General features: G+C 55.7%; 15 protein-coding genes. 10 read left to right on the top strand and 5 right to left on the bottom strand.

Annotated elements, in window-relative coordinates:
- Positions 1-6: 6 nt before the first annotated feature.
- The 5 genes from AB3175_RS06760 to AB3175_RS06740 form a co-directional block, all read right to left on the bottom strand.
- Positions 7-192: a hypothetical protein gene (locus AB3175_RS06760; RefSeq protein ID WP_367360190.1), complete on the bottom strand. Its 186-nt coding sequence runs from the start codon at positions 190-192 to the stop codon at positions 7-9.
- Between the two features lie 42 nt (positions 193-234).
- Positions 235-534 (bottom strand): YciI family protein, encoded by a 300-nt coding sequence (locus AB3175_RS06755; protein ID WP_367360189.1) that lies wholly within the window; start codon positions 532-534, stop codon positions 235-237.
- 102 nt (positions 535-636) lie between these two features.
- On the bottom strand, positions 637-1401 hold the full coding sequence (locus AB3175_RS06750) for an ABC transporter ATP-binding protein (RefSeq protein WP_367360188.1): 765 nt from the start codon (positions 1399-1401) through the stop codon (positions 637-639).
- On the bottom strand, positions 1382-2146 hold the full coding sequence (locus AB3175_RS06745; protein WP_367360187.1) for an ABC transporter ATP-binding protein: 765 nt from the start codon (positions 2144-2146) through the stop codon (positions 1382-1384). The genes AB3175_RS06750 and AB3175_RS06745 overlap by 20 nt, the downstream gene beginning before the upstream one ends.
- Positions 2130-3143: an HlyD family secretion protein gene (locus AB3175_RS06740; RefSeq protein WP_367360186.1), complete on the bottom strand. Its 1014-nt coding sequence runs from the start codon at positions 3141-3143 to the stop codon at positions 2130-2132. The genes AB3175_RS06745 and AB3175_RS06740 overlap by 17 nt, the downstream gene beginning before the upstream one ends.
- Before the next feature lie 564 nt (positions 3144-3707).
- Between AB3175_RS06740 and AB3175_RS06735 the strand changes: the two genes are divergently transcribed.
- The 10 genes from AB3175_RS06735 to fliI all read left to right on the top strand — a co-directional run bounded on the left by AB3175_RS06735 (position 3708) and on the right by fliI (position 14964).
- Positions 3708-6215, top strand: a complete 2508-nt coding sequence (locus tag AB3175_RS06735) for a tetratricopeptide repeat protein (protein ID WP_367360185.1) — start codon at positions 3708-3710, stop codon at positions 6213-6215.
- A gap of 18 nt (positions 6216-6233) precedes the next feature.
- Complete coding sequence (locus AB3175_RS06730) at positions 6234-7514, top strand: nitrogen regulation protein NR(II) (RefSeq protein ID WP_367360184.1); 1281 nt, start codon at positions 6234-6236, stop codon at positions 7512-7514.
- Between the two features lie 21 nt (positions 7515-7535).
- Entirely contained in the window at positions 7536-8939 is a 1404-nt protein-coding gene (locus AB3175_RS06725) for a sigma-54-dependent transcriptional regulator (protein WP_367360183.1), read from the top strand.
- Between the two features lie 72 nt (positions 8940-9011).
- Positions 9012-9398 carry a flagellar basal body rod protein FlgB gene (flgB, locus tag AB3175_RS06720; RefSeq protein ID WP_367360182.1) on the top strand — a complete coding sequence of 129 codons (387 nt, stop codon included), beginning with the start codon at positions 9012-9014 and terminating at the stop codon, positions 9396-9398.
- A gap of 1 nt (position 9399) precedes the next feature.
- The gene (flgC, locus tag AB3175_RS06715) at positions 9400-9831 is read left to right on the top strand and encodes a flagellar basal body rod protein FlgC (protein ID WP_367360181.1); all 432 of its coding nucleotides are present in this window, start codon (positions 9400-9402) and stop codon (positions 9829-9831) included.
- A 105-nt stretch (positions 9832-9936) separates the two neighbouring features.
- Positions 9937-10242, top strand: a complete 306-nt coding sequence (gene fliE / locus AB3175_RS06710) for a flagellar hook-basal body complex protein FliE (protein ID WP_367360180.1) — start codon at positions 9937-9939, stop codon at positions 10240-10242.
- 44 nt (positions 10243-10286) lie between these two features.
- Complete coding sequence (fliF, locus tag AB3175_RS06705) at positions 10287-11816, top strand: flagellar basal-body MS-ring/collar protein FliF (protein WP_367360179.1); 1530 nt, start codon at positions 10287-10289, stop codon at positions 11814-11816.
- A 70-nt stretch (positions 11817-11886) separates the two neighbouring features.
- Complete coding sequence (fliG, locus tag AB3175_RS06700; RefSeq protein ID WP_367360178.1) at positions 11887-12891, top strand: flagellar motor switch protein FliG; 1005 nt, start codon at positions 11887-11889, stop codon at positions 12889-12891.
- The gene (locus tag AB3175_RS06695) at positions 12884-13579 is read left to right on the top strand and encodes a FliH/SctL family protein (protein ID WP_367360177.1); all 696 of its coding nucleotides are present in this window, start codon (positions 12884-12886) and stop codon (positions 13577-13579) included. Before fliG ends, AB3175_RS06695 begins: the two co-directional genes overlap by 8 nt.
- A 32-nt stretch (positions 13580-13611) precedes the next feature.
- Positions 13612-14964: a flagellar protein export ATPase FliI gene (fliI, locus tag AB3175_RS06690; protein WP_367360176.1), complete on the top strand. Its 1353-nt coding sequence runs from the start codon at positions 13612-13614 to the stop codon at positions 14962-14964.
- Positions 14965-14967: the final 3 nt, after the last annotated feature.

Below are 14967 nucleotides of genomic sequence, written 5' to 3'. Positions count from 1 at the left end.
CTCCTCCTATCCGGCGATTCCGCCGCCCGGGATGGTGAAGAGCCCGCGGCGGTTGATCATGACGGATTGGGCAATGATTCTCCTGACGTTCCGGGACTCGATGCCCTCCGCCAGACTCATGAAAAAAGGCGGAATGCCGATGGAACCGACGGCCATGAAAAGCGGGACGAAACACGGCCGGAAGGGCTTCATGAGGCAATCCTCTTCAAACGCTGTTTGCGGAGACGCTGCCCGCTATTTCCCGTAGTTCTCCCAGGAAACGAGATGCCAGGGGAAAACCGTAAACGTAAAAAGGCCGGCCTTGACGGCCGGATCATTTTCGGCTATGGAGCGGGCCTCCGCTTCCCCGCCCTCCACTTCGAGCAGGGAGGCCCCGCCGCTGCTGTCCAGGAATGGACCCGCCATCCGGACTTTTCCCTCAAAATAATGCTTCTGGATGTACTCTCCATGGGCCTGGAGAGGCTGGTCGAAGATGTGGCGTCCCGGAATCCAGGCCGGGCCGGGTTTATAGAGAATCAAAAAGGTCTTTTTCATGATCGAATTCCTCCGGAACATAGTTTTGTGACGCTTCAGAACCAGGCGCCAGACCGGTTCCAGCCGCCGGCGTGTAGCAGGTACGGGATCGCCGATTCCTGTTTACGGCGTCTGTTCGCCGCGCCCGGCCATCAGTGCCACGAAGGCGTCATCCAGCGTCGCCTCCTTTTTTCCGGGGCAGGCCGACTGGATGATGTTTTCGGGGCTGTCGGCCGCGACGATCCGCCCCTCGTTCAGCATGACGATCTTTTCGCAGTAACGGGCCTCATCCATGTAGTGCGTGGTGATGAAGACCGTGATGCCATCCCCGGCGAGCCGGCGGATAAAATCCCAGAAATGCCGCCGGGTAATGGGATCCACACCGGCGGTCGGTTCGTCGAGAAAGAGAATCTCCGGATCGTGCAGCAGGGCGCACCCCAGGGAGAGGCGCTGCCGCCAGCCGGGGGGAAGCGTTCGGGTCAAGACATCGCGGACCGCCTGCAGACGCGTCAATTCGAGAACCCAGGCGATTCGCTCCTTCCACCTGCCGGGGGCGACCTTGTAGACGCCGAGATAAAAACGGATGTTCTCATAGGGCGTCAGATCCTCGTAAAGGGAAAAGCGCTGGGACATGTAGCCGATTGCCTGCTTTACCGTTTCAGGCTGGGAAATGATGTCGCGGCCGGCTACGTAGCCCTCTCCCGATGTGGGGGTGAGAATGCCGCAAAGCATGCGGATGGTCGTTGACTTTCCGGAGCCGTTCGGGCCGAGAAAACCGAAAATTTCCCCCCTTTCGACTTCGAAAGAGATCCGGTCAACCGCTGTAAAGGAGCCGAAGCGCTTTTCCAGGTTTTTTACAACAATGGCCTTATCGTTGGAAGGAGTCATTCCGGAGCTCCTCATCCACTTCCTGTATCCGGGAAATCACTGCCTCTTCCAGGCTGGGAAAGCCGGATCGCATGGCTTGCGGCGAGGCGGTCTCCAGGATCAGCGCCTGGTGCATGATGGCAACCTGGTCGCACTGCTCGCCTTCATCCAGGTAGGCTGTCGAGGTCAGAATGGTCATCCCGTCGTTCTGCATGACCCTCAGCATGTCCCAGAATTCCCGGCGGGAAACGGGGTCGACGCCGTTGGTCGGCTCGTCGAGAATCAGCACTTTCGGTTCGTGAACCAGAACGGAGGCCAGGCCCAGTTTCTGCTTCATTCCTCCCGAAAGCTGGCCCGCCGGACGGTGGGCGAAGGGCAGCAGATGGGAAAAGCCCAGGTAGCGCTCTCTTCTCAACTTCGCCTCCGTTCCCCTGATCCCGTAAATATCCATGAAAAACTTGAGATTCTCATCAACGGTCAGATCCTGATAGAGTCCGAACCGCTGGGGCATGTAACCGATGCGGTCCCGGACCTGCCGCCGGTGGGTCGAAACATCCAGGCCGTCGATGGTGATGGTTCCGGCGGAGGGCTGGATCATGGTGGCGATCATCCGCAGCAGGGAGGTCTTTCCCGCCCCGTCCGATCCCACCAGGCCGAACATGGAACCCGCGGCCACCGAAAGGGAGGCCTCCGAAACCGCGGTCACGGCGCCGAACCGCAGAGAGACCTTTTCAACTCGGATGATCGGGTTATCGGAGCCAGGCATCAGCAGGCATCCCCGCCTTGAGTACGAAATCGGGGTTCGGGAGGGCGACCTTTACGAGATAAACCAGTTTGACCCGCTCCTTGAATGTCTGGATGATCTTCGGGGTAAACTCTCCTTCCGGGGAGATGTAGGAGACCTTGCCCTTGAAGATGCGGTCCGGAAAGGTGTCCACCTTGACATCGACGGCTTGCCCCGGCCGGACCTTTCCGATCTCCGTCTCGCTGACGAAGATCTTCAGATCGACGGTGGCAAGATTGGACAGGGTCAGGACTTCCCTTCCGGGAGAGACGACTTCCCCCGGCTCGACATTCCGGCTCAGCAGGATTCCATCGAAAGGGGCCCTCAGGGTCGTGTAGGCCCTCTGGATGTTCACTTCCTCGAGGGCCGCCCGGGCCGCCTCCGCCTGTGAACGGGCGGCCTGGAGCTCCATCCGGGTGGCTTCGATCTTCTGCATTTCACTGCGGGCCTTTCCAAGCACGGCCTCGCCTTCCCTCAGGGCGGCCCGGGCGTTGTCATAGCGAAGCCTTACGGCATCCCGCTCCTTTTCCGAAACCACCCCCCGCGAAAAGAGCTGAGCATACCGTGCATTGTTCCTGGCCGCATCGGTCAGCGTGTATTTCAGGTTATCCACCTGGGCCGACGCTTTCGCAACGTCCTCGGGCAGCGATGTTCTGTACAGATTGAGGAGAACTTCCAATTGCTTCACGCTGTTTTCGGACCGGTCCACGGCGGCCCTGGCCTGATCGCGGCGGGCGTTCCATTCCGCCGTATCGAGTTCCGCCAGCACCTGGTCCGCCCGGACGGCTTCTCCTTCCCGGATGTGTACGGCGGCAACCCGGCCAGCGGTCTGAAAGGCGAGCTGGGCGTCCGTACTTTCAATCGTTCCGGAATAGTAGGCTTCCCGCCGGCTGTTCTGCCGCTGCCCGAAATAGACAAGCAGGCTGGCGGCAACCACGACGACGATGAGGATCATTGGAATGAGGCGTTTCTTCAGCATGGAACCTCTGGGGATTCTTCCGGCAGACAGGGGGATTGATCGTTCATAAATTCTCCTCGAGAATGGGCGTTTATATAGCACGTCTTGAAAAGAACGTCCATGTTATCCTCTCGCTGTTAATCCCCTCTGTGTCAGTCAATTGACATCGGGATTCCGGTGCCTGTGAGATTCCAGGCCCGCAGGAAGCGGAAAAGCGTTTTTTCTCCTGCCGGCATCTCCGGCCTGCCGGGGAGAGAATCTTCCCGGAGCGTCAATGGAATGGCTTCATGGCGGAACATGCGGGGCCGAGGTCCTGGAGGATTTCCGCGGTTCCGTCGGTTCGTCCGAGGGCTCGTCGAGGTTGGTTCCCGGCGGCCGCCAAGCCCGCCGCGGGGGATTCGCCGAGCCATCCTGCAGCGGCTGAAGGCGGTTGCCGGGACAGGTGAAGCTGGTATAGCCATTGCTTTGATCCTGTGAGGTTCTTCAATGCGTTGAATGATGGGGGAAATCTGTGATCTGCAGTGCAGCGGTTCCGAAAGCATCCGCAGAAGCGGCCATATCGTGCTCTCCGGCTGGGGTTGATGAATGATGACTTTGCCATGGAGGAACTCCGACAGGATGCTCCGGATTGCCATTCTCTTCTTCTGGGTCTTGAGTCTCACCGCCTGGGGGCAGGGCGTCTGCCGGGCGGAAACGGAACATCAGAACAGCCGGGTCAGGCAGGTTTCGTCCTATCAGAAGATGGAGAGCGCCGTTCAGGAAAGGGACAGGCTGAAGTCGAAAGGCATCGAGGCCTATTTCAAGGAAGTCGAAATCCCTGGAAAGGGGACCTGGTACCGGGTCTTCGCCGAAGAAAAACGGCCGCAAAACCGGATGTCCCCGCCGGCAAAGGAAAAAAAGCGACCGCAGAAGGCCGTAAAGCCGGCTCACAGCGCGTCAAGCGCAACGGCCGGGGGGACTGTTGTTCCCATCACGGATCAGAGGGCGGGTGAAAGCGCCCGGGTAGCCAAAGGTGCCGGTTCCGGAATGAAGCAGGCCATCTTCAGCAGCAGACTCCTGCCGTCGGAAAACGGCAGAAAACCGGAAACGCCGGCGGGTTCCAAGGGGGGCGACGCTCCGGCTTCGATCCCGGCCGGGCAGAGCCCTGTCTGCTCCGAATATGAGGCGGCGAAGACGGAATTCGACGCCCACCGGTATCAGCAGGCAGCGGGCATGCTGAACGCTCTCCTTTCGAGTCAGAAAAGCGACGCCGCCCTGTACGAGAGCAGCCTGCGGCTTCTCGCCGATTGCCTCTATTTTCTCGGTGAAAAGGAGAGCGGGAAGTACGGATCGCAGACCATTGAGTCCTACAGGAATATTCTCCGCCATTACCCGGACCCTCGCAGCGGAAATGATGTGGCGAATTTCCGGCTGGCGGACATCCTGGAACGGACGGGGAGTTACGAAGAGGCCTACGAGGCCTATTCGAATGTCCTATCGAAATATCCCGATTCTCCTTACGGGCAGGAAGCGCTCTTTCGGATGGGGAAGATCCTCTATCAGACAAAACGCTACGCCCATGCCATTGATAAGCTGAAGAAATATTTATCGTTATCTCCCGATGGGTCCTATGCGTTCCAGGCGTCTTTTCTCCTGGGTTATTGCCTGCGGCAGACGAATCAAAGGCCGGAGGGGGATGCCTGGTATCGGAATGCGCTGAACAAGTGGAGTTCCTTTGATGGGCTGACCACCGATATCCTGCATGATCTGGGGCTCTACCGGTTTTCTCAGGGGGATTACACGGGTTCGGCAAACCTGTTTCTTCTGTGCTTCAACCTCCAGCCGGACGGTGATCTGAGAAAGAACGCCTTGTACAACTTGGGGAGATCCCACTATTTCGGCGGCCGCTTTTCGACGGCATTGAAAGTGTTCAGCCTGCTTCTGGAGTCCTATCCGAATACCCTGGAGGCGAATGAAGGCATCCTTTTCATGGCGAATATCGGCGTCATGGATCCGAAGGCGGAGTTCAACGCCTGCATGGCGGGACGGGATTACTTCAAAAATCCCATAGAAACCTACGATTGGATGCGGACAAAATATCCCGGGGGCTATCGGGAGGAGTGGCTTTTGTATCAAAAAGGGTACGCCTTGTGTAAGTCCGGCCGCTTCAAGGAGTCCCTCGAACTGTACTGCAGGCTTCTCGATGCCTTTCCCCATGGACGTCTGCATCAGGAGAGCAGGGCCTATCTTGTTCTGAATGCAACCCACCTGATCGAGGAAGCCCGGGCAGGGGGGGATTTTCTCGCCGTCGCGGACCTTTATTACCGGGTACGCAACAAGGTGCCCCTGTCCGCCGAGTCGACGGCAATGTTCTTCAGGATTGGAGACAGCCTGTGGAAAACAGGGCTGAAAGCCGACGCCGTGGCCCTTTTGGACCGCCTGAAGCAAAAGAACAATCAGGCGATGGAGACATCCGTTTCGGATCTCATCATGTTGGAGTCCGACCGCAGCCAGGGGGAAATGACCGATGAAAAATGGAAAGCCCTGCTGGCGGAGCTTGCAAGGAATGGCGGTGACGCGGCAGATGCGGCGAGGCGGAATCTGGCGGATTATTTCTACGGGAAAGGCCGGTACGATAGGGTGATCCCCCTGTATGAAGAACTGATCAAGGCAAAGGGCCGTGCTGATTTTCTTCCGATCTCCAGAAATTATGCCCATGCCTTGAGACATCAAGGACTCTGCTCTTCGGCCGTCAGCCGGTATCGGGAAATTCTGGACGCGTGCCGCGAGGATCCACAGAAATGCGACCAGGGGTTTGTTGCCGATGTCTGCGCGGGTATGGGGGATTGTTATTATGAAACCGGCGATTATCAGAACGGTCTGGCCATGTATTCACAGGCCTTTCCGGGGATCAGGCACAGGGAATCCTCGATGTGGGCCCTCTTTCGGATGGGGCAGAGCTACCATAAACTGAACGATGGGGCCATGGCGGGAAAAAGCTTTGCCCAGCTGAAGGAGCAAAGCGGCGATGCCTTCTGGCCGAAAGTCGTGGATTACTGGGTTGCCGACCAGGCGTGGTCCAGGAGCAATCGCGATTATCTAGAGAAGAATTGAACGTGCGGGAGTTGGGTCATGAACGATATTTCTTCCCTTCAGAAATCCTTTGAAGGGTTCAATCAGGCGACTCTGCATATCCAGCAGGCCTTTGCGCGTCTGGAGAAGAAGTTTGAAAGCCTGAACCGTGAATTGGAGGCAAAAAATGAGGAACTGCTGAGAACGCTTTCCGAGAAGGAGGAGATGAAGGGTTATCTGCAGAATATCCTGGAAAGTTTAACCAACGGCGTCCTTGTGACCAATCTGGACGATGAAATCCAGGTGCTGAACGCCGCTTCGGAAACTTTTCTGGGAAACTCCCAGGAGAGCGTTTTTGGGAAACATCTTCGTGTCCTCTTCGAGGATCTTCCTTCGAACGAATGGATGGATATTTTTCTGAACAAATCCCACCCGAAGGGAAGAAGCGCCCGCATGAGCTTCAAAGACCGCCTTCTTGAAGTAACGGGATCGCCGATCAAATCGGGCGGGCGGAAAATGGGAACCGTTTTTATCCTTCGCGACATCACCCGCATTGAAAAACTGGAAAGCATGGCCAAACGGTCCGAAAAATTCGCAGCCCTGGGTGAAATGGCGGCCAATATCGCCCATGAAATTCGAAACCCCCTGGGAAGCATCGAATTGTACGCCTCGCTTTTATTGAAGGAATTAAAGGGGGACAGGGAAAAGGATCGTATTTCAAGGATTATCTCGTCCGTTAAAAAGATGGACAACAAAATATCCAATCTTCTTCTCTTCACAAAAAACCGCAATTTGATTTTGCAGCAGATTTCCCTTCACCTTTTTTTGAAGGAGCTTCTTGGATTTTGCGAGCCCATGATCGACCGGGAAAACGTCTTGGTCAAAACGGCCTTTTCAGAAGATGAACCCTGGATTGAAGGGGATGTTGAAATGCTGAAACAGGCGTTTTTCAACCTGATCCTCAATGCGCTGCAGTCTCTGGATCAACAGGGGGGGATCCTCTGCTTTCAAACCTGCTACCCGGACCCCGGCCAGGAGCAGGAGGCGGATGAGCCCTTTATCGAAATCACGATCGTCGATTCCGGAACCGGCATCGCCGGGGAGGCGCTGCCCAGGATCTTTGACCCCTTCTTTACGACCAGGGAAGAGGGATCGGGGCTGGGACTGGCCATCGTCCACACCATCATCGAAATGCATCGGGGATACATCCATGTGGAAAGCGCCGAAGGGAAGGGAACGACGGTGCACATTCTCCTGCCCCTGACGGATCGGGGAATGCGCTCCAGGGGGCCGGGGGGTGAAGTGGCGGCGGCCTCCGTCACGAAGGGGATGGACTTTTAGAAAGATCCGGATGGGAAAAGAATGAAAGAAACGCACATACTGGTTGTTGATGACGACACCTCCATGAGAATGGCTCTCTGCGAAACCCTGGAAAGCTGCGGATACCTTGTCGAGGCTGCGGCCAACGGCATCGAAGCCCTGGATAAGTTCAGGGCCGGTGCCTTCGAAGCGGTCATTACGGATATGAGAATGCCCGGAATGAGCGGCATGGAAGTCTTGAAAAGCATCAAAAAGATCTCTCCGGAAAGCCCTGTGATCCTCATCACCGCTTATGGAACCGTTAACACCGCGGTGGAGGCGATGAAGGAAGGGGCCTCCGATTTCATAATGAAGCCCTTTTCCCTTGAGGACATCGAGTTCGTCGTCAAGAACGTCCTGGCCACCCAGGGCGGTAAGGACGAAAAGGGAGGCCGGGCGGAACGAAAAATCCCGGCTGCCGACCGGGAGATCATCACACAGGACGGCAGAATGCTGGGCATTTTCGATTTCCTCAAGACGGTGGCCAAGAGCAAATCCAGCGTCCTGATCCAGGGGGAGAGCGGAACGGGAAAAGAGCTGTTCGCCCGGTTCCTCTACCGCCACAGCGATCGGAAGCACATGCCCTTTGTGGCGGTCAATTGCGCCGCCATTCCCGAAAATCTCCTGGAAAGTGAAATGTTCGGCTATGAAAAAGGGGCGTTCACCGGGGCGATGCAGCGGAAAATCGGAAAGTTCGAGCTGGCGAACGGGGGGACGCTGCTTCTTGATGAGGTGACCGAAATGAGCCCGCACCTGCAGGCGAAACTGCTGCGGGTCATCCAGGAGAAGGAAATCGACCGGGTGGGTGGAAAGATGCCCTTTCCCATTGACGTGCGGATCATCGCCACGACCAATGCAGACATCCGGAAAGCCGTTGAAGACAGGGCGTTTCGGGATGACCTGTATTATCGGCTCAATGTCATCCCGCTGAAAATTCCGCCCTTGCGGGAAAGGAGGGGCGACATTGAATGCCTTGGCCGTCATTTCCTGGAGAAATACGCCAATCTGAACGGAAGGCCCTTGCCGGTGCTGGACGACAGCACGTTGAAGCGCCTGAACGCCTACGACTGGCCGGGCAATGTCCGGGAACTGGAAAATGTCATTGAACGGGCGGTGCTGGTCTGCCAGGGGGATGCGGTATTGCCGGAGCATCTTTATCTGGAGGATGTCGGGTCCGATGACCCGCCCGGGGAAAAAATGTCCCGTTTCCGGGAAGAGATTGCCGATGGAATTCCTGAAATCGACTTTTCCAGGGACATGACGATCTGGGAGATGGAAAAGGAACTCATTTTCAACACGCTGGACAAGGTGAAGGGCAACAAAACAAAGGCGGCGGAAATATTGGGCATCAGTGTCAGGACCATGAGAAACAAACTCCAGGAATATTCGTTAAAGGGTTCGGAGTAGCGTTAACCTGGAACCTTTTCTCCAGGATGGTACATGCCTTGCTTGAATCGTCTCTGAACAGAGGGGGAAAAGATGGATTTTTTATTCAACAAGACCTTTGGGATGTTGTCCGGGATGCTTGGATATCGTTCTTCAAGAAACAAAGTGGTTATGTCCAACATCGCCAATATGGATTCTCCTGATTACAGGCCGAAGGATTACGTCTTCAAGAGCACCCTGGACAAGGCCCTGGCCGATGTGAACAGCCTGGCCCTCGCGAAGACGGATAAAAAACATCTGCCTGCCCTTCAGGACGAGATTTCGGACAAGGATTTCAAGGTCGTGGAAACGGGAGACAAGGTGAAGATGGATGACGAAATGACCTCTCTGGCCGAAAACCACCTGATGTACAACCTGACCGTTGAAATGCTGGCGCGCAAGTTCAAGGGGTTGAGCACCGTATTGAAGGAGACGAAATAAAATGGATTTTCTGACGTCGTTTCGCATCTGCAGTTCCGGGTTTGCCGCTCAAAGGTCAAAAATGGATGTCATAGCGAGCAATCTGGCCAATGTCTCTACAACCAGCACGCCCGAGGGAGGGCCGTACAGGCGCAAGATCGCCGTGTTCTCTTCGGAAAATGTGAACAAAAAATTCAGCTTCGGAGATAAGTTGAGGGACGCCGTGCAGGAGGTCTCCCTGAAGGAGGTAATCCAGGACCGGGCGGACGCGAAAAAGGTCTACAATCCATCCCACCCGGATGCCGATGAACAGGGCAATGTGGAGATGCCCAACGTCAATGTCGTAACGGAAATGACGGACATGATCACGGCAAGCAGGGCTTACGAGGCCTGCGTTACAGCCTTTGACGCAACCAAGAACATGGCCCTTAAAACACTGGACATCGGGAAATAACGCCATGCGGGATGAACCCTTTTCCCGGAGACCGCGTCGACGGCCGTTCGATCTGTAGCCGGAGGCGAAGGGAAGAAAGGCAGCCTGAGTTGAAGAGGTGAAGAAATGAACGACTTATCGGTCCAGGGCAAGCTGATGCCGCCGTCCGCTCTTTCGGAGAAGAAGACCGGGGGAGAAGGGAATGAAGGAGCGTCTTCGTTTGGCGATGTCCTCCGCAATACCATACATGACATCAATAAGCTTCAGCATGACGCTGATGCGGCGATATCCAAGGTGCAGGTGCATGATACGGGCAGCATTCATGAGGCGATGATCGCCCTGGAGAAAGCGAGCATATCCTTCCAGACCATGATGCAGGTCAGAAACAAAATCATAGATGCCTACCAGGAAGTCATGAGGATGCAGGTATGAGTGTTTTTCTGCTTCGGCACATGAAAGGGTAAGTTGTTATCGGCATGCAACCTCTTCTGGGTTTCTTTGAGAAGTTCCGGCAGAGCTTCACGGAGCTGGCGCCGGCAAGGAGATGGTCCATACTCATTGCGGCTGGAATCACGCTCACCGCTTTAGCGGCGATGGTGTACCTGGCGAACCGCACCGAATATAAAGTCCTGTTTTCCCATTTGTCCGGTGAAGACGCATCCGCCATTGTAACAAAACTCAAGGAGAAAAAGCTTCCCTACGAAGTGACCTCGTCGGGAGATACGATCCTGGTTCCTCAAGAGAGGGTTTCAGAGCTTCGCCTGGAGCTGGCCGGGTCGGGTTTGCCGCAGGGCGGCGGGGTAGGCTTCGAGATCTTCGACCAGAAAAACCTGGGAGTTACGGAATTCGAGCAGCAGATGAATTATCGGCGCGCCCTCCAGGGCGAGTTGGCGAGAACCATCAAGGGATTGGAGGAAATAGAATCCTGTCGGGTCCATATTGCCCTGCCGAAAGAGTCGCTTTTTGTCAGTGAAGAGAAAAAGGCGACCGCTTCCGTCACCCTCAAGATGAAGCCGGGCCGCTCACTCGGTGCCTCGCAGATCGATGGAATCGTTCATCTGGTGGCGAGCAGTGTGGAGGGCTTGAATGCGGAAGACGTCATTATTGTGGATAATAAAGGCAGCATCTTATCCAAGCTGAAAGGAGAGGCGGGGATTTCCGGCCTGTCCGGTTCACAGATTGAATTTCAGCGCAATCTTGAAAAGGACACGGCCGCCAGAATTCAATCCCTCCTGGAAAATGTCGTCGGGCGGGGCAAGGCTGTAGTTCGAGTGTCCGCTGACCTTGATTTCCGCGTGGCTGAAAAGACGGAAGAATCCTATGATCCGGAATCTCCGGTTGTACGGAGCACCCAGAAGCAGTCCGAGAAAACGGCCAATTCCGGGGCGGCCAATTCGAGCGCGGGGCAGGAGAGGCTGGATGAGATCATCAATTATGAAATCAACAAAACCGTCACCAAAACGGTCATGCCCGTTGGCGAGATCAGGAAGCTCTCCATCGCCGTTCTGGTTGACGGTGTCTACACCAAGGATAAGGAAGGCGCCGAGAGTTATCAGCCCAGGGACAAAAAGGAGATCGAATCCATCGAGAGCCTCGTTCGAACCTCCGCAGGGTTCAACGCCGCCCGGGGCGATCAGGTCGCCGTCACCAATATGCCGTTCAAAAAGCTGGATTCGGAAGAAGGCGACAGCGGTGGCTCCTGGCTTGGAGACGGCCTGGTTCAGCACTCCTCGCTGATCAAATATCTGCTTCTTCTGATCGCCGTGATTCTTGCCTTCTTCTTTGTCATCCGTCCCCTCATCCGGGGCCTGGCCGGACAGACTTCCCAGAGGGCCGTCGAAAACCAGGCGCTTCCGGCGGACGTCATTGAATTGAATGGAAGCCCCCCCTCCCTGGATCTGGTGTCTGCCCATGAGAAGGAACTGAGCGAAGTGGAATGGACGAGAAGACTGGCCGTGGAGGATTCCAAGGCTTTTGCGGAACTGCTGCGGAACTGGCTGAAATGAAACGCGGGGAATCCATTCAAGAAAAGAGGACGAGAGGGCTCCGTGGAACGGGAGATCAGGGTGGTGACAAATGGGAAGCATAACGAATGAAGAAAAGGCTGCCATTCTGGTTTTATCATTGGAGGAAGAATACGCTTCCGAAGTGATGAAGCATTTAAAGCCCTCGGAAATAAAACGTCTCGGAAAGTTCATGAGCCGGGTCAGCACCATCTCATCGGATACCATCTCTTCCATTTCCAAGGAATTCTGTTCCCTTGCGAAGGAAAAGGGGAGGCTTATCTCCGTGAGGGACGACTTCACCAGGAACATCGTCATGAAGGCGGTCGGGGAAGCTGAAGCCGAGAATATCCTCAGTGAAGTGTCCAGCGTCCGCTGCGATGACAATCCGATCACGGAAAAGCTCCGGGACGTAGACCCCAAGGTCCTGATGGATTTCACGCGATCGGAGCACCCCCAGACCATTGCGCTGATCCTTGCCCATTTAAAGCCTGAAAAGGCGGCGCAGATTCTGGAAAATTTTACGCCGGAAATGCAGTTTGAAATCACCCGCCGAATGGCCACGCTGAAAAGCGTCCCCCAGGAGTATATCGATGAAATTGCGCAAACCCTAGAAAAGGAGATTGTTTCAGGGGCGACGACCAGCCAGGATATCGGTGGGGTCCGTGTGATGGCCGACATCCTGAACAAGATGAACCGGGCCAGTGAAAATTCCATTCTGACGGCCCTGGAAGATACGGATCCGGAACTGGCTGCCGGCATCCGAAACCTGATGCTTACCTTTGACGATATTCTTCAGCTCGATGATCGCGGATTGCAGGAGATTCTGAGAGAAATCAGCAGCGAGGATATCGGCAAGGCCTTGAAGCTCGTTGATGAGGGGTTAAGGGAAAAGGTGTTCCGCAACATGTCGAAGAGAGGGGCGGAGATGCTTAAGGAGGAACTTGAGATCATGCCTCCCATCAAGGTCTCGGAGGCGGAGGTGAGCCAGCGGGCGATTATTGAAATCGCGAAGAAGATGGAAGCAGAAGGCCGTATCGTCCTCTCAAGGGGCGATGTGCAGGATGAGTATGTATAGGCAGACGAGGATCATCAAGTCGCAGGACGTTTCTTATGTTTCCCAACCGACCGGCGGTGCGATGGATTTTATGCCACTGAGTGTAACGGGGAGGGATCCGGGGGAAGAGAAGAGGGGCTCCCCCGAGGAGACAAGGAAACGGGAAATAGAGACCATCCTTCAGCAGGCGAAGCAGCAGATGGACGAGGTCCGGAAGAGCGCCTACGAGCAGGGATATGCCGCCGCCATTTCGGAGGCGTCCGAGGCTCAAAAAAAGGAGATGCTGAGGGTGGAAAACACCCTGCAGGCCCTTGCAAAAGAGCTCGGAACCTTCAAGGAAAAAAGCCTTGAAACCGCGGAAAGGCAGGTGCTGGATCTGTGCTTTTCAATTGCCGAGATGGTTGTGCACAAGGAGATATCCACCGACCAGAGCGTAATCCTCAACGTCTTAAGAGCGGCCTTTCGCAATATCGTCGAGAGGGAAAACATCAAGGTCAGGCTGAATCCAAGCGATTTCCAATATATGGTGCAAATAAAAAACGATTTCATAAACAGTATGGATGGCTTCAGGAATGTCTTCTTTGAAGAGGATGGAGCCATTGCACGGGGCGGGGCGATGATCGAAACCACTTCGGGGGACGTCGACGCCCGCATCAGCGAACAGCTCAACGAAATAAAGTCCGGGCTTCTGAATCTGCAGGCCCCGTGACCATGCCCCCGTTCCCGTTGAGTACCTGAACCATGCATCTTGAATCGACACAACGGACGCCCCGGAATCCCTGCCTGGATTTTTCCAGGTACAGGCGTGCTCTCGGCAGAATTTCGCCGATCAAAGTATATGGCAAGGTGAGTGAAATTGTCGGCCTGGTTGTCGAGGGCAACGGCCCGGCGGCTTCAATCGGAGAGCTCTGCGCCCTCCTGCCCCCTGGACAGAAACCGGTTATTGCCGAAGTGGTGGGGTTTAAAAAGGGCAAGGTGATCCTGATGCCGCTGGAAAACATCCAGGGGCTGGGGCCGGGATGCACCATCAAGTCCCTGGGCAGGAAGGCGGCAGTGAAAGTCGGAGAAAGCCTTCTGGGACGGGTGATCGACGGATCGGGAAGCCCGATCGACAACAAGGGTCCGATTGAGGCGGAAGAGGAGTATCCTCTGTATGCCGAACCCATCAACCCCCTCGTGCGGGGAAGAATCTCCGATCCCATCGATTTCGGCGTAAAGGTTCTCAATGGGATGTTCAGCTGCGGCAAGGGGCAGCGGATGGGGATTTTCGCCGGGTCAGGCGTCGGTAAAAGCGTCCTGATGGGGATGATCGCCCGTAATACCAATGCGGACATCAACGTGATCGGCCTGATCGGCGAGAGGGGCAGGGAGGTCCGCGAGTTTCTCGAAAAGAACCTGGGGAAGGAGGGACTGGCCCGCTCCGTTGTTGTGGTGGCTGCATCGGATATGCACCCGCTCATCCGCATGCGGGCGGCTTATGTGGCAACGACCATATCGGAATACTTCCGGGACCAGGGCCGCAATGTCCTGCTGATGGTGGATTCCTTGACGCGGTTCGCCATGGCCCAGCGTGAAATAGGCCTTTCCGTAGGGGAGCCGCCCACCACGAAGGGGTATACCCCCTCCGTTTTCAGCCTCCTGCCCAAGCTCCTGGAGCGGGCGGGAAAGGTGGAAGACCGGGGAAGCATCACGGGGTTATACACGATCCTGGTCGAAGGAGATGACTTCAATGAGCCCATTTCCGACACGGCAAGGTCCATTCTGGACGGGCACATCTATCTCTCCCGGGATCTGGCCAGCAGAAACCATTACCCCTGCGTCGATGTTCTCAACAGCGTCAGCCGCGTGATGATCGACATCGTCACTGAAAAGCACAAGAAAGCGGCGAATCAGATTTTGAACATCCTGGCGACCTATAAAAAGGCTGAGGAACTGATCAACATCGGCGCCTATGTTCATGGAAGCAATGCGGAGATCGATTACGCCATCCGCATGATCAATCCGGTCAATGCTTTCCTGAGGCAGGATATTCATGAGCGGTTTGATTTTGAAGAAACCACCGGGATGATGGAGAACCTCTTCGCGGCGGAATAGGGG

The organism is Syntrophus sp. (in: bacteria) (assembly GCF_040768185.1).
Classification (GTDB): Bacteria; Desulfobacterota; Syntrophia; order Syntrophales; family Syntrophaceae; genus Syntrophus; species Syntrophus buswellii.
The sequence above is the reverse complement of the archived record's forward strand: the minus strand, read 5'-3'. Positions and strand labels throughout refer to the sequence as shown.

Coding starts and splice junctions, on each gene's coding strand:
- AB3175_RS06760 (WP_367360190.1), bottom strand. CDS start 192: ATGAAGCCCTTCCGGCCGTGTTTCGTCCCGCTTTTCATGGCCGTCGGT.
- AB3175_RS06755 (WP_367360189.1), bottom strand. CDS start 534: ATGAAAAAGACCTTTTTGATTCTCTATAAACCCGGCCCGGCCTGGATT.
- AB3175_RS06750 (WP_367360188.1), bottom strand. CDS start 1,401: ATGACTCCTTCCAACGATAAGGCCATTGTTGTAAAAAACCTGGAAAAG.
- AB3175_RS06745 (WP_367360187.1), bottom strand. CDS start 2,146: ATGCCTGGCTCCGATAACCCGATCATCCGAGTTGAAAAGGTCTCTCTG.
- AB3175_RS06740 (WP_367360186.1), bottom strand. CDS start 3,143: ATGCTGAAGAAACGCCTCATTCCAATGATCCTCATCGTCGTCGTGGTT.
- AB3175_RS06735 (WP_367360185.1), top strand. CDS start 3,708: ATGATGACTTTGCCATGGAGGAACTCCGACAGGATGCTCCGGATTGCC.
- AB3175_RS06730 (WP_367360184.1), top strand. CDS start 6,234: ATGAACGATATTTCTTCCCTTCAGAAATCCTTTGAAGGGTTCAATCAG.
- AB3175_RS06725 (WP_367360183.1), top strand. CDS start 7,536: ATGAAAGAAACGCACATACTGGTTGTTGATGACGACACCTCCATGAGA.
- flgB (WP_367360182.1), top strand. CDS start 9,012: ATGGATTTTTTATTCAACAAGACCTTTGGGATGTTGTCCGGGATGCTT.
- flgC (WP_367360181.1), top strand. CDS start 9,400: ATGGATTTTCTGACGTCGTTTCGCATCTGCAGTTCCGGGTTTGCCGCT.
- fliE (WP_367360180.1), top strand. CDS start 9,937: ATGAACGACTTATCGGTCCAGGGCAAGCTGATGCCGCCGTCCGCTCTT.
- fliF (WP_367360179.1), top strand. CDS start 10,287: ATGCAACCTCTTCTGGGTTTCTTTGAGAAGTTCCGGCAGAGCTTCACG.
- fliG (WP_367360178.1), top strand. CDS start 11,887: ATGGGAAGCATAACGAATGAAGAAAAGGCTGCCATTCTGGTTTTATCA.
- AB3175_RS06695 (WP_367360177.1), top strand. CDS start 12,884: ATGTATAGGCAGACGAGGATCATCAAGTCGCAGGACGTTTCTTATGTT.
- fliI (WP_367360176.1), top strand. CDS start 13,612: ATGCATCTTGAATCGACACAACGGACGCCCCGGAATCCCTGCCTGGAT.